Origin of the sequence: Streptosporangium longisporum (assembly GCF_039534895.1) — a bacterium.
In the GTDB taxonomy this organism is placed as follows: Bacteria; Actinomycetota; Actinomycetes; order Streptosporangiales; family Streptosporangiaceae; genus Streptosporangium; species Streptosporangium longisporum.
This window is the reverse complement of record NZ_BAAAWD010000007.1, coordinates 314,662-338,164: the sequence shown is the minus strand read 5'-3', so window position 1 is coordinate 338,164 and position 23,503 is coordinate 314,662. Positions and strand designations below refer to the sequence as shown.

General features: G+C 73.0%; 13 protein-coding genes. 6 read left to right on the top strand and 7 right to left on the bottom strand.

What is annotated here, in order from left to right; translation table 11 throughout:
- The first annotated feature begins 449 nt into the window (after positions 1–449).
- Genes ABD832_RS14455 through ABD832_RS14435 form a run of 5 tightly spaced genes read left to right on the top strand, consistent with a single transcriptional unit; the run spans position 450 to position 10,106 of the window.
- Positions 450–2,678, top strand: a complete 2,229-nt coding sequence (locus ABD832_RS14455; RefSeq protein ID WP_344894303.1) for a TOMM precursor leader peptide-binding protein — start codon at positions 450–452, stop codon at positions 2,676–2,678.
- Positions 2,679–2,695: 17 nt separating this feature from the next.
- Positions 2,696–4,120 (top strand): SagB family peptide dehydrogenase, encoded by a 1,425-nt coding sequence (locus tag ABD832_RS14450; protein WP_344894300.1) that lies wholly within the window; start codon positions 2,696–2,698, stop codon positions 4,118–4,120.
- 6 nt (positions 4,121–4,126) lie between these two features.
- The gene (locus ABD832_RS14445; RefSeq protein WP_344894297.1) at positions 4,127–4,939 is read left to right on the top strand and encodes a biotin/lipoyl-containing protein; all 813 of its coding nucleotides are present in this window, start codon (positions 4,127–4,129) and stop codon (positions 4,937–4,939) included.
- Positions 4,940–4,953: 14 nt separating this feature from the next.
- Complete coding sequence (locus ABD832_RS14440) at positions 4,954–7,224, top strand: NHLP family bacteriocin export ABC transporter peptidase/permease/ATPase subunit (protein WP_344894294.1); 2,271 nt, start codon at positions 4,954–4,956, stop codon at positions 7,222–7,224.
- Positions 7,221–10,106 carry an NHLP bacteriocin export ABC transporter permease/ATPase subunit gene (locus ABD832_RS14435; RefSeq protein ID WP_344894290.1) on the top strand — a complete coding sequence of 962 codons (2,886 nt, stop codon included), beginning with the start codon at positions 7,221–7,223 and terminating at the stop codon, positions 10,104–10,106. The genes ABD832_RS14440 and ABD832_RS14435 overlap by 4 nt, the downstream gene beginning before the upstream one ends.
- A gap of 68 nt (positions 10,107–10,174) precedes the next feature.
- Here ABD832_RS14435 and ABD832_RS14430 read toward each other — a convergent pair whose 3' ends face one another.
- From ABD832_RS14430 to ABD832_RS14420, 3 genes are all read right to left on the bottom strand, one after another.
- Positions 10,175–11,149: a polysaccharide deacetylase family protein gene (locus tag ABD832_RS14430; RefSeq protein WP_344894287.1), complete on the bottom strand. Its 975-nt coding sequence runs from the start codon at positions 11,147–11,149 to the stop codon at positions 10,175–10,177.
- A 307-nt stretch (positions 11,150–11,456) separates the two neighbouring features.
- Positions 11,457–12,032, bottom strand: coding sequence for a helix-turn-helix domain-containing protein (locus ABD832_RS14425; protein WP_344894284.1), 576 nt, complete (start codon positions 12,030–12,032; stop codon positions 11,457–11,459).
- A gap of 55 nt (positions 12,033–12,087) precedes the next feature.
- Positions 12,088–13,281: an RNA-guided endonuclease InsQ/TnpB family protein gene (locus ABD832_RS14420; RefSeq protein ID WP_344894281.1), complete on the bottom strand. Its 1,194-nt coding sequence runs from the start codon at positions 13,279–13,281 to the stop codon at positions 12,088–12,090.
- Between the two features lie 184 nt (positions 13,282–13,465).
- Between ABD832_RS14420 and ABD832_RS14415 the strand changes: the two genes are divergently transcribed.
- Positions 13,466–14,302 carry an EamA family transporter gene (locus ABD832_RS14415; RefSeq protein WP_344894279.1) on the top strand — a complete coding sequence of 279 codons (837 nt, stop codon included), beginning with the start codon at positions 13,466–13,468 and terminating at the stop codon, positions 14,300–14,302.
- Between the two features lie 143 nt (positions 14,303–14,445).
- On the opposite strand, the gene ABD832_RS14410 is transcribed toward ABD832_RS14415, so the two are convergent.
- The 4 genes from ABD832_RS14410 to smc form a co-directional block, all read right to left on the bottom strand.
- Entirely contained in the window at positions 14,446–15,042 is a 597-nt protein-coding gene (locus ABD832_RS14410; protein WP_344894276.1) for a sigma-70 family RNA polymerase sigma factor, read from the bottom strand.
- Between the two features lie 690 nt (positions 15,043–15,732).
- Positions 15,733–18,135 (bottom strand): penicillin acylase family protein, encoded by a 2,403-nt coding sequence (locus tag ABD832_RS14405; protein ID WP_344894273.1) that lies wholly within the window; start codon positions 18,133–18,135, stop codon positions 15,733–15,735.
- 290 nt (positions 18,136–18,425) lie between these two features.
- Positions 18,426–19,610, bottom strand: coding sequence for a signal recognition particle-docking protein FtsY (ftsY, locus tag ABD832_RS14400; protein WP_344894270.1), 1,185 nt, complete (start codon positions 19,608–19,610; stop codon positions 18,426–18,428).
- A 169-nt stretch (positions 19,611–19,779) separates the two neighbouring features.
- On the bottom strand, positions 19,780–23,463 hold the full coding sequence (smc, locus tag ABD832_RS14395) for a chromosome segregation protein SMC (protein ID WP_344894267.1): 3,684 nt from the start codon (positions 23,461–23,463) through the stop codon (positions 19,780–19,782).
- Positions 23,464–23,503: the final 40 nt, after the last annotated feature.

The window sequence follows — 23,503 nt, the reverse complement described above, 5'->3', positions numbered from 1 at the left end:
CTCTGTCGCGGGACCCGGCCGTGCTCCGGGGCCCGCGAGCGGGGCCGGCCGGGTCCTCCCCCAGGCGAGGGCCGATTTTCCCCGGCGCCGGGCCCGCGCCGTCGCCGCAGGACCCGGGCCGGGTGGCGTCCACCGCCCCGAAGCCCGGCGCCACCAGCGACAACCTCGAACGCCGCCGCCGGGTGACCGCGTCCGTGCGGGCAGAGGATTCCAGGCGGAACCCGGCGCGCGCACGGGCGCGAGGGGGCACGGCGGGGCCGCTCCGGAGCGGCACGGATCCTTGACGATCATGCCGATACTGAGGCCGAATCGGCGATACCTAAGTATCGGCACGGGTATGCGTATGACTTTTTACGCATTCTCCCACCCCCTGCCGCCGTGTTTAAATTCGCGTGAAGCCGGTTGTCCGGAAGCGTTGAAAAAGGGGAATGCCGATGGAGAGCCCGCGATTGAAAGCTCATTTCCATGTGGACGTCGTGGACGGTGAGCGGGTCTTCCTGTTCGCCGAGGGCAAGGACTTCCTGGTCCCGGGAAAGGCCGCCGTGGCGGTGCTGCCCTACCTCGACGGCCGCAGGACGGTCAGCGAGATCGTCCAGGAGCTGGCCGGGACCCTGCCGTTCACCACGGTGCTGGCCACGCTGCGCCGCTACGAGGCGGCCGGCCACCTCGCCGAGGGCAGGCCCGACCTGCCCCAGGAGGTGCTGGCCTACTGGGACGCGCTGAACGTCGACCCCACCGCCGTCACCGCGGGCGCGCCGGTCACCGTCTCCTCCGCCGAGGGGGTCGACCCCGCCCCCGTCATGGACGCCCTGGCCGCGCTGGGGCTGACGGTGCGCTCCGGCCCGATCGACGAGGTCCCCGCCGAGGGGGTGTCGGTGGTGCTCGTCGACGACTACCTCGACCGTGCCCTGGAGCACCGCAACACGCTGCAGCTCGCGGCCGGGCGGCCCTGGCTGCTGGCCAAGCCGGGCGGCGTCACCACCTGGCTCGGCCCGTTCTTCGACCCCGACCACACCGGCTGCTGGTCGTGCCTGGAGCAGCGGCTCTCCGGCAACCGCCAGCTCGAGCGCTACCTGGCCTCCAAGCGCGGCGAGCGGGTGCCGTTCAACCCGGCACGCGCGCGGACCGCGGCGGGCCCGACGGCGCTGTCCGGGATGCTCGCGTCCGAGATCGCCCGCATCGTGGCGACCGGCGAGCCCGGGGCGGTCTGCGGCACCCTGGTCACCCTCGACATGAGCACCCTGGAGACCGCCAGGCACTTCCTCGTCCGCCAGCCGCAGTGCCCCTCGTGCGGCGTGCCGGTCGAGCGCAACCCCAAGATCGTGCTCGCTCCCCGGCAGGCGAGCCACACCACCGACGGCGGCTACCGCGTCGACAGGCCGCAGCAGACCCTGGACCGGCTGCAGAAGCACATCAGCCCCCTGCTGGGCGCGATCACCAAGCTGATGCCGATCGGCGACGAGGCCAACGGCCTGACCTACAGCTACGCCGCCGGCCACAACTTCGCCATGGTCAACGACAGCATGGACCTGCTCCGCCGCAACCTGCGCGGGCAGAGCGGCGGCAAGGGACGCTCGGAGATCCAGGCCAAGGTCAGCGCGGTCTGCGAGGCGATCGAGCGCTACTCGGGGGTGTGGCGGGGCGACGAGCCGGTCGTCCGGGCCGCCTACGCCGACCTGGACCCGGTGACGGCCGTGCACCCGGACCGGCTGCTGCTCTTCTCCGACGAGCAGCGGGCCGGGCGCGCGGAGTGGAACGCCGACCCGGCGCACCGGCTGCAGCTCGTGCCCGACCCCTTCGAGGAGACCGTGCCGTTCGACTGGTCGCGGGCCTGGTCGCTGACCCGTGACGAGGAGCGGCTGGTCCCGGCCGCCTACGCCTGGTACGGCCACCCCGACCTCAACGAGCACTTCTTCTGCATCGGCGACTCCAACGGAAGCGCGGCCGGCAACACGCTGGAGGAGGCGATCCTGCAGGGGTTGTGCGAGCTGGTCGAGCGCGACTCCGTGGCGCTGTGGTGGTACAACCGGGCGCGCGTCCGCGGCTTCGACCTCGACTCCCTGAACGACCCCTACGTGGGCGAGCTGCGGGCCTTCTACGACGGCATGGACCGCGACCTGTGGATGCTCGACCTCACCACCGACCTCGGCATGCCGGTGTACGCCGCCCTGTCGCGCCGCCGCCACGAGGTGGAGGACATCATGGTGGGCTTCGGCGCCCACCCCGACTCGCGCATCGCGGCGTTCCGCGCGCTCACCGAGCTCAACCAGTTCCTGCCGACGATCGAGGGACGCGACGAGCAGGGCAACACGAGGTACCGGGCCGACGACCCGGGGCTGCTGGAGTGGTGCAAGAAGGCCAAGATCGCCTCCGAGCCCTGGCTGCTGCCCCACCCCGACCTCGCACCGGCCACCGTCGGCGCGCCCGCCCCCAACGAGCTGGCGGCCGTCGTGCAGGGATGCGTGGACACGATCGCCGAGGCCGGCTCCGAGGTGATCGTCGTCGACCAGACCCGTCCCGACCTGGAGCTGAACGTCGTCAAGGTGATGGCGCCCGGCCTGCGGCACTTCTGGCGCCGGCTCGGCCCCGGCCGCATCTACGACACCCCGGTGAAGCTCGGCTGGGTCGACCGTCCCACGCCGCAGGAGGAGATCAACTCCTGGAACGTGTTCTTCTGAGACGGGCGGCAGGCCACATGAATCCCACCATCGTCTCCCGGTTCCGCCGCGGCGCGTCGTTCACCGGCGAGCACCTCGACCTGTCCGGCACGGTCGTCCAGCTCAAGGCGCTGACGCCGGGGCAGGGCGCGGCCCTGAAGCTCCTGTCCGACGGCGACCGCGACGACACCGAACTGGCCGCCGCGGTAACCGCCCTGGACGGCGAGACCGGGCTGCTGCGCTGGCACATGCTCTTCCGCGGGCTGAACGTCTCCGGGCTGATCGAGCACGCCGTGCGCGTGACCGGCGAGGCCGACGAGACCGGCAGGGCCGGTGAGGCCGGCAGGGCCGGTGAGGCCGGCGAGATCACCGGGATCACCGCCAGGCTGCGCCTGGTCGGCAGGGGGACGACGCTGCTCGCCCCGGCCCCGGCCGGTCCCGCGCGGCTGTCGCGCTTCGCCGAGGCACGGGTGGTGGACGGCACGCTGACCCTGCAGGCCCCGGGCCGTCACCTGGCCGTCGAGCTGGCGCCACGGGCCGCCGGCCTGCTCGGCGAGCTGGCGAACTGGAGCACCGGCGTCCCCGCCCCGGTGCTGCGGCTGCTGGCCACGGCCGGCCTGCTGGCCCCGGGCGGCCCCGAGGACGACGTCGAGACCACCGAGCGCTCCCACGCCCAGTGGCACCCCGGCGACCTGGCCTTCCACGCCCGTACCCGCACCCCCGCCTCGGCTCCCGGCTACGGCGGCACCCACCCCCTGGGCGACCGCTTCCCGCCGGAGCCGGTCTCCCCCCCGCCCGCGGGCACCCGGACGGTCGCGTTGCCCGTACCGGACCTGGAGCGGATCGCCGCCGCCGACCCCTCGCTCACCGAGGTGCTGGAGCGGCGCCGTTCGATCCGCGCCCATGACACGGAGGCGCCGATCACCCTCGACCAGCTCGGCGAGCTGCTCTACCGGTCCCTGCGCAGGCGGGGCACCATGACGGGCAGCGACGGGCAGGAGCTGGCCGACCGGCCCTACCCCAGCGGCGGCGCCGTGCACGAGCTGGAGGTCTACCCGCTGGTGACGGCGTGCGAGGGGGTGCCGGCGGGACTGTGGCACTACGCGACCGACCGGCATGAGCTGGAGCTCGTCGCCGAGCCGTGCAAGGCCACCGCGGCGCTGGTCTCCGAGGCGCGGGGCGCGGCCATGCTGGAGGCCGACCCGCAGGTCGTGCTGCTGGTCGCGGCCCGGTTCGGCCGGGTGATGTGGAAGTACGAGACCGTCGCCTACCCCCTGGTGCTCAAGCACGTGGGCGTGCTCTACCAGACCCTCTACCTGGTCGCCACCGCGATGAACCTGGCCGTGTGCGGCCTGGGCGGCGGCGACAGCGCGGCCTTCGCCACCGCCTCGGGGCGCGACCCGCTCCTCGAGGGCACCGTCGGGGAGCTCGTGCTCGGCTCCCGTCCCCGCATGGAAGGGTGAACCGCGTTGCAATTCCGATACAAGGCCCTGCAGAGGGCCCGCGAACCCGATGAGCTCGACTCCCCCATGCTGCTGGTGACCCCCCGCGGCTGGATCGCGGTGTTCGTGGTGATGATCACCATGGCGGGCGGGTTGTTCTGGTCGTTCGCCGACGAGCTGCGCATCTCGGTCAGCGCGCCCGGCCTGCTCACCCACCCCGGCGGTACGGCCCGTATCCAGAGCCTGCACACCGGCATGGCCCAGCGCGTCCTGGTGAAGCCGGGCCAGTCGGTGACCGTCGGCCAGGACATCGTGGAGCTCCAGGACGCCGAGGGCGAGCTGCGGACGGTGACCAGCCCGTTCGCCGGGCAGGTGGTCGACACCACGGTCAGCGACGGCCAGGTCGTCCCGGTCGGCACCACGGTGGCCACGGTCGAGCGGACCGACGTCACCGGTGACCGCCTGGTCGCCATGCTGTTCGTCCCCGCGGACCGGACGGCGCTGATCTCCCCCGGACGGCTGGTCGACCTGTCGGTCGCCACCGCGCCCGCCGCCGTCTTCGGGCTGCTGCGCGGCAAGGTCACCTCGGTCAGCCGCTACCCGCTGACCGAGGAGGCGCTGGCCGGAATGGTGGGCGGCGAGCTGGCCGCCAGGAAGTACAGCGCCGGCCACGCCCCCCTGATGATCATCGTGGACCTCATCCCCGACCCGCAGACGCGCTCGGGGTACGCCTGGTCGACCACGCAGGGCCCGCCCGTGCGGCTCGACTCCCAGGTGAGCGTGACGGCCTCCATCCACCTGGGCGAGCAGAGGCCGTTCGACCTGCTGCTCGGGCGCTGACGAAGGAGCCACCGATGACGAACACCACCCTGCCCGCCCCGCCCCCGCCGCAACCCACCCCCGCGTCCACGCCCGAGCGGGGGCGGGGGCGGCGGCCCTCACGCGCACGCGGCAGGCGCCCCCACCGGGTGCCGACCGTGATGCAGATGGAGGCCGTCGAGTGCGGGGCGGCCGCGCTGGCGATGGTCCTGGCCCACTACGGCAGGCACGTGCCGCTGGAGGAGCTGCGCGGCCGGTGCGGGGTGTCCAGGGACGGCTCCAAGGCGTCCTCGGTGATGGCGGCGGCACGCTCCTACGGGCTGGTCGCCCGGGGCTTCCAGGTCGAGGCCGAGCACGTGCGCAAGCAGACCGGGCCGGTGATCATCTTCTGGGCGTTCAACCACTTCCTGGTCGTCGAGGGGGTGACGACCAGGTTCGGCCGCACCATGGTCGCGGTCAACGACCCCTCCGGGGGACCGCGGCTGATGGAGTGGTCGGACTTCGACTCCGGCTTCACCGGGATCATGCTGACGTTCGAGCGCGGCCCGGACTTCACCCGCGGCGGCGAGCGCAGCAGGCTGGGCAAGGCGCTGATGCGGTGGCGGCTGCCGAGCGGGCGGGCGCTGCCGCTGGTGCTGCTGGCCAGCGCGCTGCTGGTGGTCCCCGGCATCGCCGGGCCCGCCTACTCCCGGGTCTTCATCGACCAGGTGCTCAGCGGCCGCGCGCCGGACTACCTGCCGGCGCTGCTGGTGGCCATGGCGCTCACCGCGGTGGCGATCTTCGTACTGACGTCCGTGCAGCAGTTCTACCTGTTACGGCTGGAGATCAGGATCGGGCTGGCCGGTTCCGCCCGCTTCTTCCGCCACCTGCTCCGGCTGCCCATCGAGTTCTTCCTGCAGCGCCGCCCGGCCGAGGTGTCGCGGCGGGTCTCCACCAACGACACCGTGGCCGAGGTCCTCTCCCGCGACCTCACGCTGACGGTCATCAACTTGGTGCTGGTGGTCTTCTACGCCGCCCTGCTGGTCCGCTACGACGTGCTGCTCGGCGTCATCGGCGTCGGCATGGCCGCGCTGAACATGGTGGTGCTGCGCTGGGTCTCCCGGGTGCGCAAGGACGCGGTCTCCACGCTCCGCAACGACCGGGGCAACCTCACCGGCACCACCTTCGCCACGCTCAGCATGATCGAGACGGTCAAGGCCACCGGCGGCGAGCCCGACGCCTTCACCCGCTGGGCGGGCTTCCTGGCCAAGGCCGTGACCGCGCAGCAGCGGCTCGGCGTGCCCACCGCGCTGCTGATCGTCGTTCCCCCCCTGCTGGCCACGGTGAACACCGGGCTGATGCTGCTGGTCGGCGGGCTGCGGGTGGTGGAGGGCGTGCTCAGCATCGGCATCCTGGTGTCCTTCCAGACCCTGCTGGCCGCGCTCAGCAGGCCGGTCACCCAGCTCACCAACCTCGGCAGCCGCCTGCAGGACCTCACCATCGACATCAAGCGCATCCAGGACGTGGAGCGCTACCCGATCGCCCGCTGCTTCGAGCGCGCGGACGGCGTCGAGGACGGCGTCGCACCCGGCACCCGCCTGGAGGGACGCCTGGACCTGGAGGACATCACCTTCGGGTACGGCCCGCTGTCCCCACCCATGATCCACAACCTCTCGCTGACCGTGATGCCGGGCAGCAGGATCGCGATCGTGGGCGGCTCCGGCAGCGGCAAGTCCACCCTGGGCCGCCTGCTGACCGGCCTGTACGAGCCGCGCTCCGGCCGGATCCTGCTGGACGGGCGTCCGGTGGAGGAGATCCCGCGCACAGTGCTGGCGGCCTCGATGGCCTACGTCGACCAGGAGATCGCCCTGTTCTCCGGGACCGTGCGCGACAACCTGACGCTGTGGAACGACGCCGTCCCCGACGAGGTGGTGTTCGCCGCGCTGCGCGACGCCGCCGTCTTCGACACCGTCCAGGCCCGCGCCGGCGGGATCAACTCGTTCGTCCGCGAGGACGGCCGCAACTTCAGCGGCGGCCAGCGGCAGCGGCTGGAACTGGCCCGTGCCCTGGCCGCCGAACCGACCCTGCTGATCCTCGACGAGGCCACCAGCGCCCTGGACCCAGAGACGGAACGTGTCATCATGGACAACCTGCGCCGCCGCGGCTGCGCCTGCCTGCTGATGGCCCACCGGCTGTCCACCGTCCGCGACGCGGACGAGATCATCGTCCTGGACCGCGGCCGGATCGCCGAGCGCGGCACCCACGAGGCGCTGCTCGCCGCCGACGGCCCCTACGCGCGGCTCTTCGAGACCGGGGGCGGCGCGTGATCCCCGCGGAGCTCCTGCCGGTCACCACCCGGGTGGACCTCGGCACCGAACGATTCATGATCCTCGACGACCCCCGGCTCCTGCTGCTGGTCGAGGCCGGCGCGGTCGACCTGTTCGCGGTGCGGACGGCGGGCGGCGAGCTGGAGGGACGCTGGAACTTCCTGGGCCGGGCCGAGAGCGGCACGGTACTGGCCTGGGGGGTGCGCTCGGGGCCGCGGCACGTGATCGTGGCCCGGCCGGTGCCCGGCGCCGTGCTCTCCGACGTCCTGGTCACCCAGCTGGGCGGACTGCCCGCCGACGCGATCGACTGGCTGATGAAGGGGCTCGGTCACGGCGTCGAGCTGCTGGCCGGCGCGCTGCCCGGCACCCTGCCGCCCCGCCAGTTCGTGCCGCTGCCCGCCGACGGGACGGCGGAGCTGGACGCGGACGCCACCGTGCGGTCGGTCGACGGCGTCCTGTGCGTGCGCGTCGAGGCGGGCGAGCTGGAGATCGGCGACAGCGACGGCGTGCTGCTCGGCGCGGGCGACGACGTCTGCCTGACCGAGGGAGAGTGGCTGGTCGCCCGCACCGGCACCCGGCTGCGGGCCCGCACGCTGCGTTCCGTCTCCGGCGAGGGCGACGGGGCGCTCGGCGAGCTGCTGACCGCCCACGCCGTCCGCCTGCTGACCCGCATCGACGCGCGCATCGACCGGCAGCGCGACGAGGAGCGCGCCGCCCTCGCCGCGCTGAGCGAACGCGACGGCACCGTGCTGACGCAGGCCGTGCGGAGCTTCGACGCCGTGCTGCGGGACACCGACTCCCCGGTGCGGGTGGCCGACGTGGCCGCCGACCCGCCCTCGCTGGCCTCGGCCCGGCTGGTCGGGGCACACCTGGGGTTCGACGTCCGGCCTCCGGTACGGCACGGCGGCCAGGGCCGTACCGTGGACGACCTGCAGGCGATAGCGCTGGCCTCCGGTGTGCGGACCCGCGTCGTGCGGCTGGAGGGCAAGTGGTGGACCAAGGACCTGGGGCCGATGGTCGGCACCCACTCCACGGGCCGCCACGTGGCGCTGCTCCCGCTGAGCCACGGTTACGTCATGGTGGACGACGGCGTGGTCACCCCGGTCACCGCGGTCGTCGCCCGCAACGTGACCGAGCGGGCCCACGTGCTGTACCGTCCGCTGCCCGCCTCGGTCAGGTCGGTCGGCGCGCTGCTGCGCCTGGGCCTGTTCAGCGGCAACCGCGGTGACCTGCTGCGGTTCGCGGCCATGGGGGTGCTGGTCGCCCTGCTCGGGCTGATCGTCCCGATCATGACGGGCCAGGTGCTCGGCGTGTTCACGGTCCGCGCCGAGGTCGACCTCATCGTGCACGGCTCCCTGGTGGTGATCGCCTCCGGGGTGGTGATCGCCGCGCTGTCGGTGGTGCAGAACATCGCCGTGCTCCGGATCGAGAGCCGCTCCACCTCCGCCATGCAGTCGGGCCTGTGGACCCGGCTGCTCTCCCTGCCCGCCGGGTTCTTCACCCGCTACTCCACCGGTGAGCTGGGCACCACCGTGCTGGGCATCAGCTCGGCGCAGGAGATGCTGTCGGGCATGCTGACCACGGCCACGCTGGGCCTGCTCACCGGGTCGGCCAACCTGGTCCTGGTGTTCTTCTACGACGTGCGGCTGGCCCTGATCGCCATGGCGCTCACCCTGTGCGGGGTCGGGTTCGCCCTCGGCGCCGGCCGGGCGCAGCTGCGCTGGCAGCGGGAGGCGTACCGGCACGAGCAGACCCTGTCGGCGCGGGTCTTCCAGATGCTCACCGCGATGCCGAAGCTGCGGGCCGCCGCCGCCGAGGAGCGGGCGTTCGCCGAGTGGACGCGCGAGGTCACCAGGGGACGCACGCTGATCGCCTCGGCCCGCCGCGTGCAGAACGTGGTGACCACGTTCAACGCGGGCTTCCCGCTGGTGTGCACGGCGATCGTCTTCGCGGTGGTGGCGGGCCCGCTGAAGGGCGAGGTCCCGATCGCCGCGTTCCTGCCGTTCTTCACCGCGTTCAGCCTGCTGCTGGCCTCCAGCCTGCAGTTCACCGCCGCGGCCGTCACCGCCATGGGCGTGGTGCCGATGATGGAGAACATCAAGCCCATCCTGGAGGCCCGGCCGGAGACCGACGGCACCAAGGCCGACCCCGGCGACCTGTCGGGACGGCTCGCGCTCAGCCGGGTGTCGTTCCGCTACGGCACCGACGGCCCGCTGACCCTGGACGGCGTCGCCCTGTCGATCGAGCCCGGCGAGTTCGTGGCCCTGGTCGGCCCCTCGGGCAGCGGCAAGTCCACGGTGCTGCGCCTGCTGCTGGGCTTCGAGACCCCGCTGTCCGGCACCGTCCTGTACGACGGCCAGGACCTCGCCGAGCTCGACGTCTCCGCCGTCCGCCGCCAGTGCGGGGTGGTGCTGCAGAACGGCGCGCTGCAGGCGGGCAGCATCCAGGCCAACATCATCGGCAGCAGCACCTACACCATCGACGACGCGTGGGCGGCGGCCGAGATGGCGGGGCTCGCCGCCGACATCAAGGCCATGCCGATGGGCATGCACACCGTGCTGTCGGAGGGCACCACCACGTTCTCCGGCGGCCAGCGCCAGCGCATCATGATCGCCCGCGCGCTGATCGCCCGGCCCCGGATCGTGTTCTTCGACGAGGCCACCAGCGCGCTGGACAACCCCACGCAGAGCGTGGTCGCCGAGAGCACCCACCGGCTCAACGCCACCCGGGTGGTGATCGCCCACCGCCTCTCCACCGTGGTGGACGCCGACCGCATCGTGGTGATGGACGAGGGACGGATCGTCCAGCAGGGCACCTACGAGGAGCTGCTGGCCGTACCGGACGGGCTCTTCGCCCGGCTGGCCACCCGCCAGCTCTGCTGAGGACGCCCCGCTCCCCGGGACCCCGCTCCACCGTGGGCGTCCCGGGGCGATCGCCGCGGACGTCCACGTCAGGGGTTGTGGTAGTACCTTCTCCCCGGTACGGGACGCCGCCCGTACAGCTCCGACAGCGTCACGAACCGGTAGCCCTTACCGGCCAGGTCGTCCAGCAGGCGCGGGACGGCCCGCACCGTGGAGGGGTGGATGTCGTGCAGCAGCACGATGGAGCCCGGCCCGGCCCCGGCGGCGCGGTGGGCGACGATCGAGACGTCCCGGTCGTGCCAGTCGCGCGTGTCGACGTTCCACAGGATCTGGGCGAGCCCCAGATGGCGGCTCTCCGCGGCCACCCACGGGCCGGTCAGCCCGTACGGCGGGCGCATCAGGTCCATCGTGACCCCGGTCACCCGTTTGACCAGCCACTGGGTACGGCCGAGCTCCTCCCTGACCTCCCCGGGGCCCAGCCGGGTCAGCTGCGGGTGGTTCCAGGTGTGGTTGCCCAGCTCGTGCCCCTCGGCCACCATCCTGCGCAGGACGGCCTCGTCCTCCTCAGAGACCATCCGCCCGACGACGAAGAAGCTCGCCCTGACCCGGCGCTCGGCGAGGATGTCGAGCAGCCACCCGGTGTAGGGTCCCGGGCCGTCGTCGAAGGTGAGCGCCACACACCTGACCCGCTCGCAGTCGACGCGGCGGGCCGGGGGCGGGACGGGCGACCGGGCCTCGTGCCGGGACGTCCTCGCCCCGGCCGTTCCCCGGCCCGCGACGTCCCAGGGGGCCGGGGCCCGGACGGGTCCCGTGCCCGGCGGGGTTCCGGCGTCCGGCAGGGATCCGGCGTCCGGCAGGGGCCCGACGTCCGGCGCGGACCCGGGCGGCCCGACGGACACCGCGGGTGAGGGCGGGTCCGTGGGCACCCCGGGTGAAGGCGGCACGGACACCCTGGGTGAGGGCGGCACGGACACCGCCGGTTCCACCGATCCCACCAGGGTGATCGGGGAGGCGTTCCCCGCGACCGCGATCAGCGCCACCATGGGCACCGTCCAGACCCGCATGCTTCCCCCCGAAAGCGACGCGGAGGTGATGATCGATCCCGGCCGGGTCCCCCCGCGCGATCATGGCCGGGCACTCCACCAGGATGGGACATCGGCCGCCGTTTCACCGTTCCGACGCGCCACCGCGACGCCACGTCCACAGGTGACCCGCTCCCGCCCCCGGCCCGCGCCCGGGGCCCCGGAGGGCCTGCGGCCCGGGCCCCCGGACGGCCTGCGTCCAGGGGTCCTGGAGGGCCGGTGACCGGAGACCCCGGAGGCCCGGCGACCGGGGCCCTGGACGGTCGGTGACCGGAGAGGACGCACGACCTCAGCGGTCGGGCGTCTCCCGGGGCTCGGTGACCACCATCATGAACCGCAGCGGGACGTCCCCCTCGTTGGCGTACCGGTGCGGGCGGTCGGCGCTGAACACGACCGCGTCGCCGGTCTGCACCGGGTGGCTCCTGCCGTACACCGACAGGATGAGCGTCCCCTCCAGCACGGTCAGCATCTCGCGGGTGCCCGGCGGGTGGGCGTCCCCGTCGTGGTGGTCGCCGGGGGCCAGGCTCCAGTCCCACAGCTCCAGGATGGCGGGGGCGTCGGTGCCGACCAGCAGCCGTGCCGTGCTGGACCTTCCGTGCGGGAACGTGATGACGTCGGCCCGGCTCACCACCCGGACCACGGGGGTGTCGGAGACCTCCACCATCCGCGCGACCGTCACCCCGAGCGCGTCGGCGATGCGGGTCAGCGTGCTGATGCTCGGGTTGGTCCTGGCCTGCTCGACCTGGACCAGCATGCCCCGGCTCACCCCCGAGCGGGCGGCGAGCTCGTCGAGGGTCATCTGGCGGTGCGCCCGCTGGGCCCGCACGTTGTTGGCGACCGCCGCGGTGATCGTCTCCGGGTCCATGGGTTCAGTGTATTGACATCCTCCCCTGCCTGAAGGCGGGGGATTCCAACAGCACTTACCCCATGAGGAGGAGGTCGCGTTGAGGTTCACGGTTCACCGGCTTAGCCAACGCTGAGCCTCCCCGCGCAGCGACGGCATGCCCTGCCGCCGTATCACGAATGTTCTTAGCCGCGTTGACGTCGGCGTGCGCCTGGTGCCCGCAGGCAACGCAGCCGAATCGAGATTGGTTCTCTCTCGACTCGGCTGCGCGGTGCCCGCAGGCGTTGCAGGTCTGCGACGTGAAACGCGGGTTGATCTTCTGTGCCCGGCCCGGAGCCTTCTGCTCCAGCCGGGTCACGAGTTGGCCCCATCCGTTGGCGAGGATGCCCCGGTTCAGGCCCGCTTTCTGACGGACGTTCTTCCCAGGCGCTTCGACGGTGCCGCGCGCCGACCGGGTCATGTTGCTGATCTTCAGGTCCTCGACGGCGATGACGTCGAACAGGCGGGCGAGGTCGGTGCTGGTCTTCTCCACCCAGTCTTTGCGCCGATCGGTCTCTCGGGCCTTCAGCCGGGCGATAGCGGCTTTGACCTTGCCGCGCCGGTTCGACCCGCGCTTAGCCTTGGCGAGTTTCCGCTGCAACCTCAACAGCCGCTTTTTCTCCGTGTCCCGCAGACCGGGCGCGTTCAGCAGTTCACCCGTGGACAGAGCGGCCGACACGGCGACGCCCCGGTCCGCACCGACGACCTCACCCGTACCCGGCGCGGGGATCGGTTCAGGAACCGCAGCGAATGCGACATGCCAGCGGCCCGCCGCATCGCGGGTCATCCGGTAGGACTTCGCCTCAGCAACGGGGCGCGACCAGCGGAACCGCACCCACCCCACCTTAGGGATCTTGACCTCGCCGACGTTACGGGAGATACGGCGAACGTCTCCAGGTTTGACCGCGACGATGCGGAACCCCTCGCCCTGCCCGCGCCTACGCCACGTCGGCTTGCGGTGACTCTTGCCGAAGAAGTTCGCCATCGCCTGATGGAAGTCCTTGAGCGCCTGCTGCTGAACCGTCACCGACCCAGCGCGCAGCCACTCGAAAGCGGCTCGCGCTTCGGTGAGCTGACGGCACTGCTCGGCGAACCCGGGTGCGGACTTCCGTCCGCGCTTCCAGTGGGCGTGCTGCTCCACCGCGAGGTTCCACACGAAACGCGCATGCCCGCAGTGCTCCAGCAACGCCGCCTCTTGGGCAGGCGAAGGCTGAAGCCGGAAGCGGGACATGTCGATCAACCTACCGAAACCCACCGACAAAACCCGGGGACCACCATGCCTGGCCGATCCGCGTTTCCTCCCCGCCCTGAAGGACGGGGCATCCACGCCGAGGTGCTTGGTGAACCCGTTTGGCACTTCATTGCACCTCCTATATTGTCCTGAAAGTTCACTGTATTGAACTAGGGGGCTCGACATGACGGCAGTGATACTCGCGACGGCCTGCGCGGCGGTGTACGGCACCGCCGACTTCCTCGGCGGGCTGGCGACCCGCCGGGCACAGGTGTTCGCGGTGGTGGTCCTCTCCCAGGCCGCCGGGCTGGTGCTGGCCCTGGCCCTGCTGCCGGTCCTGCCCGGGACGCCCACCCTGGCGACGCTGACCTGGGGTGCGGCCTCGGGGATCTCCGGCGCGTTGGCGGTCCTGCTGTTCTACCGGGCGCTGGCCACCGGCGTGATGTCGGTGGTGGCGCCGATCACCGCGACCGTCTCGGCGGTGCTGCCGGTGCTGTTCGGGCTCGCCGTCGGGGAGCGCCCGTCGCCGGTCGCACTCGGCGGGGTGGTCCTGGCGCTGCTGGCGGTGCTGCTGGTCAGCCGCAGTTCCTCCGAGGAGACGTCGAGCGGAGGGTACCGCTCGGTCCTGGCCTCGGTGGCCGCGGGAGCGGGCTTCGGCGGCTTCTTCATCCTGCTCGCCCAGGTTCCCGAGGGGGGCGGCATCTGGCCGCTGATCGGTGCCCGCGTGGCCTCGGTCGCGGCCATCGGGCTGCTGGCCCTGGCCGCCGGCCGCACCCTGCGCCCGGCACCCGGGGCGCTGACCTTCATCCTGGGCGCCGGGATCCTCGACATGGTGGCGAACGTGTTGTTCATGCTCGCCCAGCAGCGCGGGATGCTGAGCCTCGTCGGCGTCCTGGTCTCGCTGTACCCGGCGAGCACCCTGCTGCTGGCCCGCCAGGTGCTCGGGGAACGGCTCAACACCGTGCAGGTCGTGGGCGTGGGCTTCACCCTCGGGGCGGTCGCGCTGATCGCGTCCGGCTGACCCGTCCCTGACCCGGCGATCCCTTCGACGTCCCCGGAAAAGCCCGTGACCCCGGAGAAGCCCGTGACCCCGAAAAGGCCCGTGGCCCGCCCCCCGGCAGGGGGCGGGCCACGGGTCGGGCGGGAAGGGGACGTGCCCGGGGGTCAGGCCGCCTGGACGCCGGCGGAGAGCCGGAAGCCGCCCTCCTCGCGGACGTAGCCCTCCAGCATGGTGCGCAGCTGGCGCCGGCCCCGGTGCAGGCGCGACATGACCGTGCCGATGGGGGTGCCCATCCGCTCGGCGATCTCCTTGTAGGCGAAGCCCTCGACGTCGGCCAGGTAGACGGCCACCCGGAAGTCCTCGGGCAGGGCACGCAGGGCGTTCATCACGGCGCTGTCGGGAAGCTGGTCCAGCGCCTCGGTCTCGGCGGACTTCAGGCCGGTGGAGGTGTGGGACTCGGCGGCGGCGAGCTGCCAGTCCTCGATCTCCTCGGTGGCCGAGAGCTTGGGCGAACGCTGCTTCTTGCGGTAGTCGTTGATGAAGTTGTTGGTCAGGATGCGGTGCAGCCACGCCTTGAGGTTGGTGCCCTCGCGGAACTGGTGGTACGAGGTGAACGCCTTGGTGACGGTCTCCTGGACCAGGTCCTCGGCGTCGGCGGTGTTGCGGGTCAGACGCATCGCGGACGCGTACAGCTGGCTGGTGACCGGGACGACGTCACGCTCGAACCAGTCCTGGCGCTGCTCTTCCGTCATCGTGATCATTCGATCCCCCTCGTACTCTTCCCCCCACTACCGCCCGGCACGGTCGCGACACACCCTTTCTGACGGCGTACTCGATGCTCGCAGGCACCCCGTAAGGGGGCCGTTAAAAGCTCTGAGAGGTCAGGGGGATGATCGACGACTGTGACCACGGCGGGTGCGACACGCCCTACAGCCGGATAAGTCTCAATAGCGTAACATCGTTCTCTGGATTTGGTCGGAGATGTGTCCATCATCACATAACCGCTGGTAGGCCCGCTTTTCGGGTGCCGTGACAGGCCGGGACGCACGGCTCCGGGGCCCGCCACCGAACGGCCGTTCCCGTCCGCCGGACCTGACCTCGAGCCCGCAGAAGCTGTGACACCCGTCTTCACGTCTCCCCGCTTCCCGTGCTTCGAGGACTTAATCTCCCCTCTGAGGAACGGGTGGACGGTGCCACCGGTTCATTCGAGAGGGTCCTACCGGGTTCTTCGTCCCTTCGCCCTGCAAGGACGCATCATCGGGTCCTTTGTCGGGCCGCGAGGACTCTCCGGGGAGCGGGAGATGATCGGCCGAAGAAGGCCGGCCCGCCACCGGTCGGTGGCGGGCCGGGCGAGGTCCGTCGCGGAAGGGCGAGTCCCGCGACGGACCGGGAGGGGGCGGAAGGGAGCGGGCGAGGGTGGGAGGAAGCGGGAACGGCCGGGAGGCCGTCCGTCAGGGAAGCGGGGTCAGCAGCAGGCGCCGTTCGGCGTTGGCCTCCACGGCGGCGCGGCTGTAGAGCAGCGGGAAGTACTCCCCCTTCTGCCACAGGGGCGCCAGGTCGCGGTAGTGCGGGCTGCCCGGGTCACCCGACTGCCCGGGGGCGTTGATCGCCCGCGACCTGTCCCACTCGCCGACGTCGAGGACCATCTTGAACGTCGCTCCCGACAGGGGCGTGTAGGAGCCGGGCAGGTAGTTCGACGCGTCCACGGTGTTCCAGGACCCGCCCCGGGGGAACGGGCCCACGTTCTCGCCCAGCGGGTGATCGAACGTCATCTTCTGGATGTCGCCCCACTTCCAGGCGGCCGGGTCGGGGCCGAGCCGCACCACCAGGGCGTCGTAGGCCGCGGCCAGCGAGGTGAGCAGGAGGCGGTCGCGCACGGCCGCGCCGTCGGCGCCGAACCAGCGCTCGGGCTCCCGCACGGCCTCCATCAGCAGGACGGGATCGTGAATGAAGATCATCCTTGCCACGTTCTCCGGCAGGACCGCCCGTGCGAACGCCGGTTCCAGGTGGGCGGTGAACCACGTCTCGAACAGGGCGGCCTGCGCCGAGTCCGCGTCGATCACCGCGTCGAAGCCGCGCAGCAGCTCCAGCGCCTTGACCGCCGACGGTTCGGTGGCGCTCATCCCGGCGAGCCGCCGTACCAGCTCGCGGGCGGGGATGGAGAGCTTGTCGCTCTGCAGCGCCCGCGAGTCCGCGGGCGAGGTGCGCGGCTTCGCCGAGAGCACCTCGACGATGCGCTGGTGCCGGTACGGGAAGGCCCACGAGTCGAACCCGACCTTCACCGGATGGTCCTCGGGCATGTTGAACTCGTTGGCGGAGGCGACGATCCCCTTCGGGGGGTTGTAGGTACGGGGCAGCAGCGCGCCGTCGTGGAAGCCGTCCCACTCGTAGCGGCCGTCCCCCGGGACGGGCATCAGGCCGTCGTAGCCCACCCGTCGTGGCGCTAGCCCCCCGGGGACCCAGCCGATGTTGCCCGCGGTGTCGGCGTAGATCTGGTTCTCCGGCGGGCCGCCCCAGGTCCGCATGGCCGCGGTGAACTCCTTCCAGTTCCGCGCGCCCATGTACGCCATGCTGCCGAAGTAGGGTGCCGTGCCCGGCTGCGACCAGGTGGTGCGCAGGGCGTAGGCGAGGTTCCGCTCCCGGTCCACCTTGATCACCGGGCCGTGGCGGGTGAAGGCCAGCTCGGCGGGGCGTGCCGCCTCCCCCTTGACCGGCACGTTCTCGGTGACGGTGCGCATGCGCTCCCAGCCCTGGCCGTAGCGGTAGCGGCCCGGGTCGGCGGGGTCGAGCCGGTAGACGTACAGGTCCTCCTGGTCGATGCCGAAGATGGTCAGCCCGAACGCCACGGTGCCGTTGTGCCCGATGGAGACGCCCGGCAGCGCGGGCTCCCCGGCCCCGATGACGTCGAGGCCCGGCGCGGACAGGTGGGTGACGTACCGCAGGGAGGGGGCCTTCATCACCCGGTGCGGGTCACTGGCCAGGATCGCCCGTCCCGTGGTGCTGCGCGACGGGGCGACGGCCCAGGCGTTGCTGCCCTCGGCCGGGGCCGGGACCGACGGCTCGGTCACCGCCTGCACCCGGCCGTTCCTGAAGGTGACGCCCTGGGTGGCGAGCTGGTAGACGCCCAGCACGTCCGCGGGGATCGCGCACGGGTCGAGCCCCTCGGGCACCGAGGTCCTCCAGTCGGGCTGGAGCCTGCGCATGAGCGGATCAACGCCGATGCCGCCCGCGCAGACGGCGCGGGCCCGGTCGACCTCGGGGCCGAGGTTCACCACCAGGCTGTGGCTGCGGATCCGCACCACGTCCTCGGGCGACCAGCGGGCCGGGGCGTAGCCGAGCTCGCGGAACTCCGGCGGCGTCTCCTCGGGGAAGCGCCGCAGCCGGTCGATGTAGGCGTTGACGCCCTCGGTGAAACGGGTGGCCGCCATCTTCGCGTCCGGGCCGTAGCTGGCCCACTCCCTGTCCATGTCCCCGCGGTACAGGAACAGCCGGGTCGCCCGGTCCTGCGCGAGGTGGTCGGGGCCGAGGACCTCCGACAGCAGGCCCAGGCCGCGGCGGCGCCACAGGTCGATCTGGAACAGGCGGTCGCGGGCGGCGTTGAAGCCCTGCGCGAGATACAGGTCCGCGGTGTTGCGCGCGTAGATGTGCGGTACGCCCCAGCGGTCCACCACCATCTGCACCGGCTTGGTCAGGCCCGCGACCGGCTCGACCGTGAGCCCCGGCCCGGCGGCCCGGCCAGCCTCGTTCCCCGCCCCGTTCCCCGTCCCGGCACCGGCCGCCTGCGGCAGCAGGCAGGCACCGCCCACCCCGCTGACGACGGCCAGCATGAGGGCCGTTCTCCTCCATCGCCGCATGTCGCTCCTCCCCTCGGCCGGCAGCGCGCGGCGTACCGGCGGCGCACGGGAGAACGACGGCGTACGGCCCCGCCCGGGGCACGCGTCCACCCGGGGGCACGGCCGTTCACGTCCGGCGCAAGCCCCCGCGCACGGCGCACGGCGCCCTCAGGCGCCTTCACCGCGACTCTGGCGCGGACCGGCCGGGCCCGTCACCCCCTGCCCGCCCCCTACCGCCCCCGGGATGTCCGCACCGGGGGGCGGCCCACCGGCCTCCGTGCCCGTACGGGCGAGGCGGGCGGGAGGGTGGATCACTCGCCGAGGAGCGCGTCCACGAAGACCTCGGGGTCGAACGGGGCCAGGTCGTCCGGGCCCTCGCCGAGACCGACCAGCTTGACCGGGACCCCCAGCTCGCGCTGGACGGAGATGATGATCCCGCCCTTGGCGGTGCCGTCGAGCTTGGTCAGCGCGATGCCGGTGATGTTGACCACCTCGGCGAACACCCGGGCCTGGCGCATGCCGTTCTGGCCGGTGGTGGCGTCCAGGACGAGCAGCACCTCGTCCACCGTGGCCTTCTTCTCGATGACGCGCTTGACCTTGCCGAGCTCGTCCATCAGGCCGGTCTTGGTGTGCAGCCGTCCGGCGGTGTCGACGATGACCACGTCGGCCTTCTCCCGGATGCCCTCGGCGACGGCGTCGAAGGCCACCGAGGCCGGGTCGCCGCCCTCGGGACCGCGCACCACCCCGGCCCCGACCCGGTCGCCCCAGGTCTGGAGCTGGTCGGCCGCGGCGGCGCGGAACGTGTCGGCCGCCCCCAGCACGACCTTGCCGCCGTCACCGATGATGACGCGCGCCAGCTTGCCGGTCGTGGTGGTCTTGCCGGTGCCGTTGACGCCGACCACCAGGACCACCGCCGGGCGCTCGCCGTGCGGGGCGACGTGCAGCGTACGGTCCATGTCGGTGCCGATCTGGGCGAGCAGCTGCTCCCGCAGCAGGGCACGCGCCTCCTCGGGCGTCCGGCTGCCCAGCACCTTGACCCGGGTGCGCAGCTCCTCGACCATCGCCCGGGTCGGCGCCACGCCGACGTCGGCGGTGATCAGGGTCTCCTCGATCTCGTCCCAGGCGTCGTCGTCGAGGCGGTCGCGCGAGAGCAGCTCCAGCAGCCCCTTGCCCAGGGTGCTCTGCGAGCGGGCCAGCCGGGCGCGGAGCCGCACCATCCGGCCGGCGGACGGCGGCGGGACCTCGACCGGCGGCAGGACGGTGACGTCGGCGGGGTCGATCGGCCTGGCCGGTGGCGGCACGGTGGTCGTCGCCGCGTCCTCGTCCACGGCCGTGCCGCGTCCGGGGGCCTGTGGCACCCCGGAGACCGGCGGCGCCTCGGGCGGTTCGACCCGCGGCGGCGTCCTGCGCCCCGACCGGAACAGCAGGAGCATGCCGCCGCCCGTCAGCAGGGCGATGACGGCGATGATCGCGATTATGCCGAGATAGGCTTCCACAAGACCACAGTTTTCCAGACGCCCCGGGATGCTCGCTCCCCAGGTGTTCGAGCGGGCCCCCGTCCGGACGGGCGTTCGAACGGGCCCGTGTCCGTCCTGGGTGCGCGCGGGCCGGTCCCCGGACGGTTCGGAGCGCGTGCGGCCCGGTGTCCGGGCGGCCCCGGCGCGTTCAGGCGGGCTCGTGCTCCCGCAGGCGCTGGCTGATCACCTGGGTGACGCCGTCCCCGCGCATCGACACGCCGTACAGCGCGTCGGCGATCTCCATCGTGCGCTTCTGGTGGGTGATGATGATGATCTGCGAGGTCTGCCGCAGCTCCTCGAAGAGCGTCAGCAGGCGCTGGGTGTTGGTGTCGTCCAGCGCGGCCTCCACCTCGTCCATCACGTAGAACGGCGAGGGCCGCGCCTTGAAGATGGACACCAGGAACGCCACCGCGGTCAGCGACCGCTCACCACCCGACAGCAGCGAGAGCCGCTTGACCTTCTTGCCGGGCGGGCGGGCCTCGACCTCGACGCCGGTGGTCAGCATGTCCTCCGGATCGGTGAGCAGCAGCCTGCCCTCCCCGCCGGGGAACACCCGCGTGAAGATCGTCTCGAACTCGCGGGCCACGTCGGCGAAGGCCGCCCCGAAGACCTGCTCGACCCGCTCGTCGACCTCCTTGACCACCGTCAGCAGATCGCGGCGGGTCTTCTTGAGGTCCTCCAGCTGCGAGGTGAGGAAGGAGTGCCGCTCCTCCAGGGCCGCGAACTCCTCCAGCGCGAGCGGGTTGACCTTGCCGAGCTGGGCCATCTGGCGATCGGCCGCCTTGGCCCGCTTGAGCTGCTCGTCGCGGTCGTAGGGGACGGGATCGCCGTCGTCCACCGGGACCGGCTCGGCCGGGCCGTACTCGGCGATGAGGGTGTCGGGCTCGACCCCGTACTCCTCCACCGACCGCGTCTGGAGCTGCTCCAGCCGCAGGCGCTGCTCGGTGCGGGCCATCTCGCTGCCGTGTGCCCGGTTGACCAGCTTGTCCAGCTCGCCGGAGAGCTCGCGCACCCGCACCCGGACGGCCTTGAGCGAGGCGTCGATCTGCCCGCGCGCCAGCTCCGCCTCGTCGCGCTCGGCGGCCGCGGCCACCAGCGAGGACTCCAGGGCACGCAACGTCAGCTCGGCCCCCCGGACGACCGCCTGGGCGGTGCGGGCCTGCTCGCGGCGGCGCGTCCGGCGCTCGGCCGCCCTGGCCCGCTCCTCGCGCTCGCGCTCGGCGGCACGCGTCAGCTCCTCGGCCCTGCCCTCGATGCTCCGGACCCGCTCCTCCGCGGTCCTTACGGCGAGGCGGGCCTCCATCTCCTCCTGCCTGGCCGTCGCGCAGATCCCGGCGAGCTCGTCACGCAGGTCGGTGGCGGGTTCGGTCTCGGGCTCCTCGGCCCCGAGGGCGGCGGCGAGCCGCTCCTCCAGCTCGGCGAGGCCCGCGGCGTCCCGGTCGCGCGCCTCCTCCGCAGCCCGTACGCCCCCGGCCAGCCGCTCGCACTCGTCACGGGCGGCCTTGGCGGCGGCACCGAGCCGGGCGAGACTCCTGGCCACCGCGGCGACCTGCTGGTCGGCCTCGCGCTGCCTGGCCCGCACCCGGTCCAGCGCGGCCTGCGCCGCGTCCAGGCCGCCCTGGGCGTTCTGCACGCCGGTCTGGGCCTCGGCGACCCGCCCCCTGGCCGCCTCGACCGCGGCCTGGGCCTCGGCCTCGACCTCGGCGGCCTCCTCCAGCTCCGCCGCGGCGAGCCCGGCCGCGGTCCGGGCCCCGGACAGGTCGGCGGCGGCCTCGTCCAGCGCGGCCCGCATCTGCAGGGCGGAGGTGCCGCCCGGCGAGCCTCCCCTGGCGGCGTGGGCGCCCAGCAGGTCGCCCGACCGGGTGACGGCGCGCAGGCCGGGGAACTGCTCCACCGCCTTCCGGGCGGTCGTGAGATCGTCCACCACGAGCACGCCGGCCAGCAGGGCGGCGGTGGCGGCCCGCAGCTCGGCGGGGACGGTGACCAGGTCGGCGGCCCATTCGGCGCCGTCGAGCGGCACGGGGCCCCGCGGGGGCGCCGCCTCGCCCGAGGCGATGACCAGCGTGGCCCGGCCTGCCTCGCGGCTCCTGAGGAACTCCAGCGCGTCGGCGGCGCTCTGCAGCGACTCGACCGCGACGGCCTCGGCCGCGGCCCCCAGCACGGCGGCGACGGCCACCTCGGCACCGGGCCGCACCGAGAGCCTGGCGGCCACCGGGCCGAGCATCCCGGCCAGGTCGGCGGCGAGCAGCGCGGCGGCACCGTCGGCGCCCTGGGCCAGGCCCATCTCCAGCGCCTCGAACCGGGCCTCCAGCGCGGCCACCTGGCGCTGTGCCCGCTGGTCGGCCTCGCGGGCGGCGGTCAGCGCGGCCCTGGCGGCGCCGAGCGCGGCGTCCGGGCCCGCGACCGCCGCCCGGGCCGTCTCGACCCCGGCCCTGGCCGCCTCGACCGACTCCCTGGCCTGCTCGACCGTCTCCAGGGCGATCTCCAGCTCCTCGGCGAGGGCGGGGTCGGCGGCCGGCTCGGAGCTCTCCTGTCCGTCGTGCTCGGCCTGGGCCGCCTCGGCCCGCTGCTCGGCCTCCTCCAGCGCGCGGCGCAGCCTGCCGATCTCCTCCTCGGCCGCCGCGGCCCGGCTGCGCGCGGCCCCGGCCTGCCCCCTGAGCCTGGCCAGGCCCTCGCGGCGGTCGGCGATGGCCCTGGCCTCGGCGGCGAGCCGCCGCTCCTCTGCGGCGAGCGCCGCCTCGGTCTCGGCCCGCCCGGCCACGGCCTCGGCGAGCGACTCCTGCTCCTGGGCGAGCAGCTCGGCCAGGACGCGCTCCTGCTCGCGGACCTCCTCGGCCTCGCGCTCCAGATCCTCCGGGTCGCGCCCGCGCCGCTCCACCGCGGTGTCGGAGGCGTGGCGGTGCCGTTCGGCGGCGAGGGTGGACAGGCCCCGCAGGCGCTCGCGCAGGGAGGACAGCCGGAAGAACGTCTCCTGTGCGGCGGCCAGGCGCGGCTGGGCCTGGGCCTCGGCGGCCTCCAGCTCGGCCTCGGCGACCTGGCCCTGTTCGAGCTCGCTCTCCACCGCGGCGCGCCGGGCCAGCACGGCGGCCTCGTCGGCCATCTCCCGCTCCAGCGCGGTGCGCAGGGTGAGCACGTCGTCGGCGAGCAGCCGGAGCCTGGCGTCGCGCAGGTCGGCCTGGATGACCGCGGCCCTCCTGGCGATCTCGGCCTGGCGTCCCAGCGGCTTGAGCTGGCGGCGCAGCTCGGTGGTGAGGTCCTGCACCCGGGTCATGTTGGCCTGCATCGCGTCCAGCTTCCGCAGCGCCTTCTCCTTGCGCTTGCGGTGCTTCAGGACGCCCGCGGCCTCCTCGATGAACGCCCTGCGCTCCTCGGGACCGGCGTGCAGCACCTGGTCGAGCTGGCCCTGGCCGACGATGACGTGCATCTCACGGCCGATGCCGGAGTCGGAGAGCAGCTCCTGGATGTCGAGCAGCCGGCAGGTGTCCCCGTTGATCGCGTACTCGCTCTGGCCGGCCCGGAACATCAGCCTGCTGATCGTCACCTCGGTGTAGTCGATCGGGAGCATGCCGTCGGTGTTGTCGATGGTCAGGGTCACCTCGGCCCGTCCCAGCGGCGCCCGCGAGGAGGTGCCGGCGAAGATGACGTCCTCCATCTTGCCGCCGCGCAGCGACTTGGCGCTGTGCTCGCCCATCACCCAGGCCAGGGCGTCGACCACGTTGGACTTGCCCGACCCGTTGGGGCCGACGACCGCGGTGATGCCCGGTTCGAACCGGAGCGTGGTGGCCGAGGCGAAGGACTTGAACCCGCGCAGGGTGAGGGTCTTCAGATACACCCCGGCATCCCCTCCCCGGTCCGGCCGCGCCGCCCGGCGC

Coding starts and splice junctions, on each gene's coding strand:
- ABD832_RS14420 (WP_344894281.1), bottom strand. CDS start 13,281: ATGTCCCGCTTCCGGCTTCAGCCTTCGCCTGCCCAAGAGGCGGCGTTG.
- ABD832_RS14415 (WP_344894279.1), top strand. CDS start 13,466: ATGACGGCAGTGATACTCGCGACGGCCTGCGCGGCGGTGTACGGCACC.
- ABD832_RS14425 (WP_344894284.1), bottom strand. CDS start 12,032: ATGGACCCGGAGACGATCACCGCGGCGGTCGCCAACAACGTGCGGGCC.
- ABD832_RS14450 (WP_344894300.1), top strand. CDS start 2,696: ATGAATCCCACCATCGTCTCCCGGTTCCGCCGCGGCGCGTCGTTCACC.
- ABD832_RS14430 (WP_344894287.1), bottom strand. CDS start 11,149: ATGCGGGTCTGGACGGTGCCCATGGTGGCGCTGATCGCGGTCGCGGGG.
- ABD832_RS14405 (WP_344894273.1), bottom strand. CDS start 18,135: ATGCGGCGATGGAGGAGAACGGCCCTCATGCTGGCCGTCGTCAGCGGG.
- ABD832_RS14440 (WP_344894294.1), top strand. CDS start 4,954: ATGACGAACACCACCCTGCCCGCCCCGCCCCCGCCGCAACCCACCCCC.
- ABD832_RS14410 (WP_344894276.1), bottom strand. CDS start 15,042: ATGATCACGATGACGGAAGAGCAGCGCCAGGACTGGTTCGAGCGTGAC.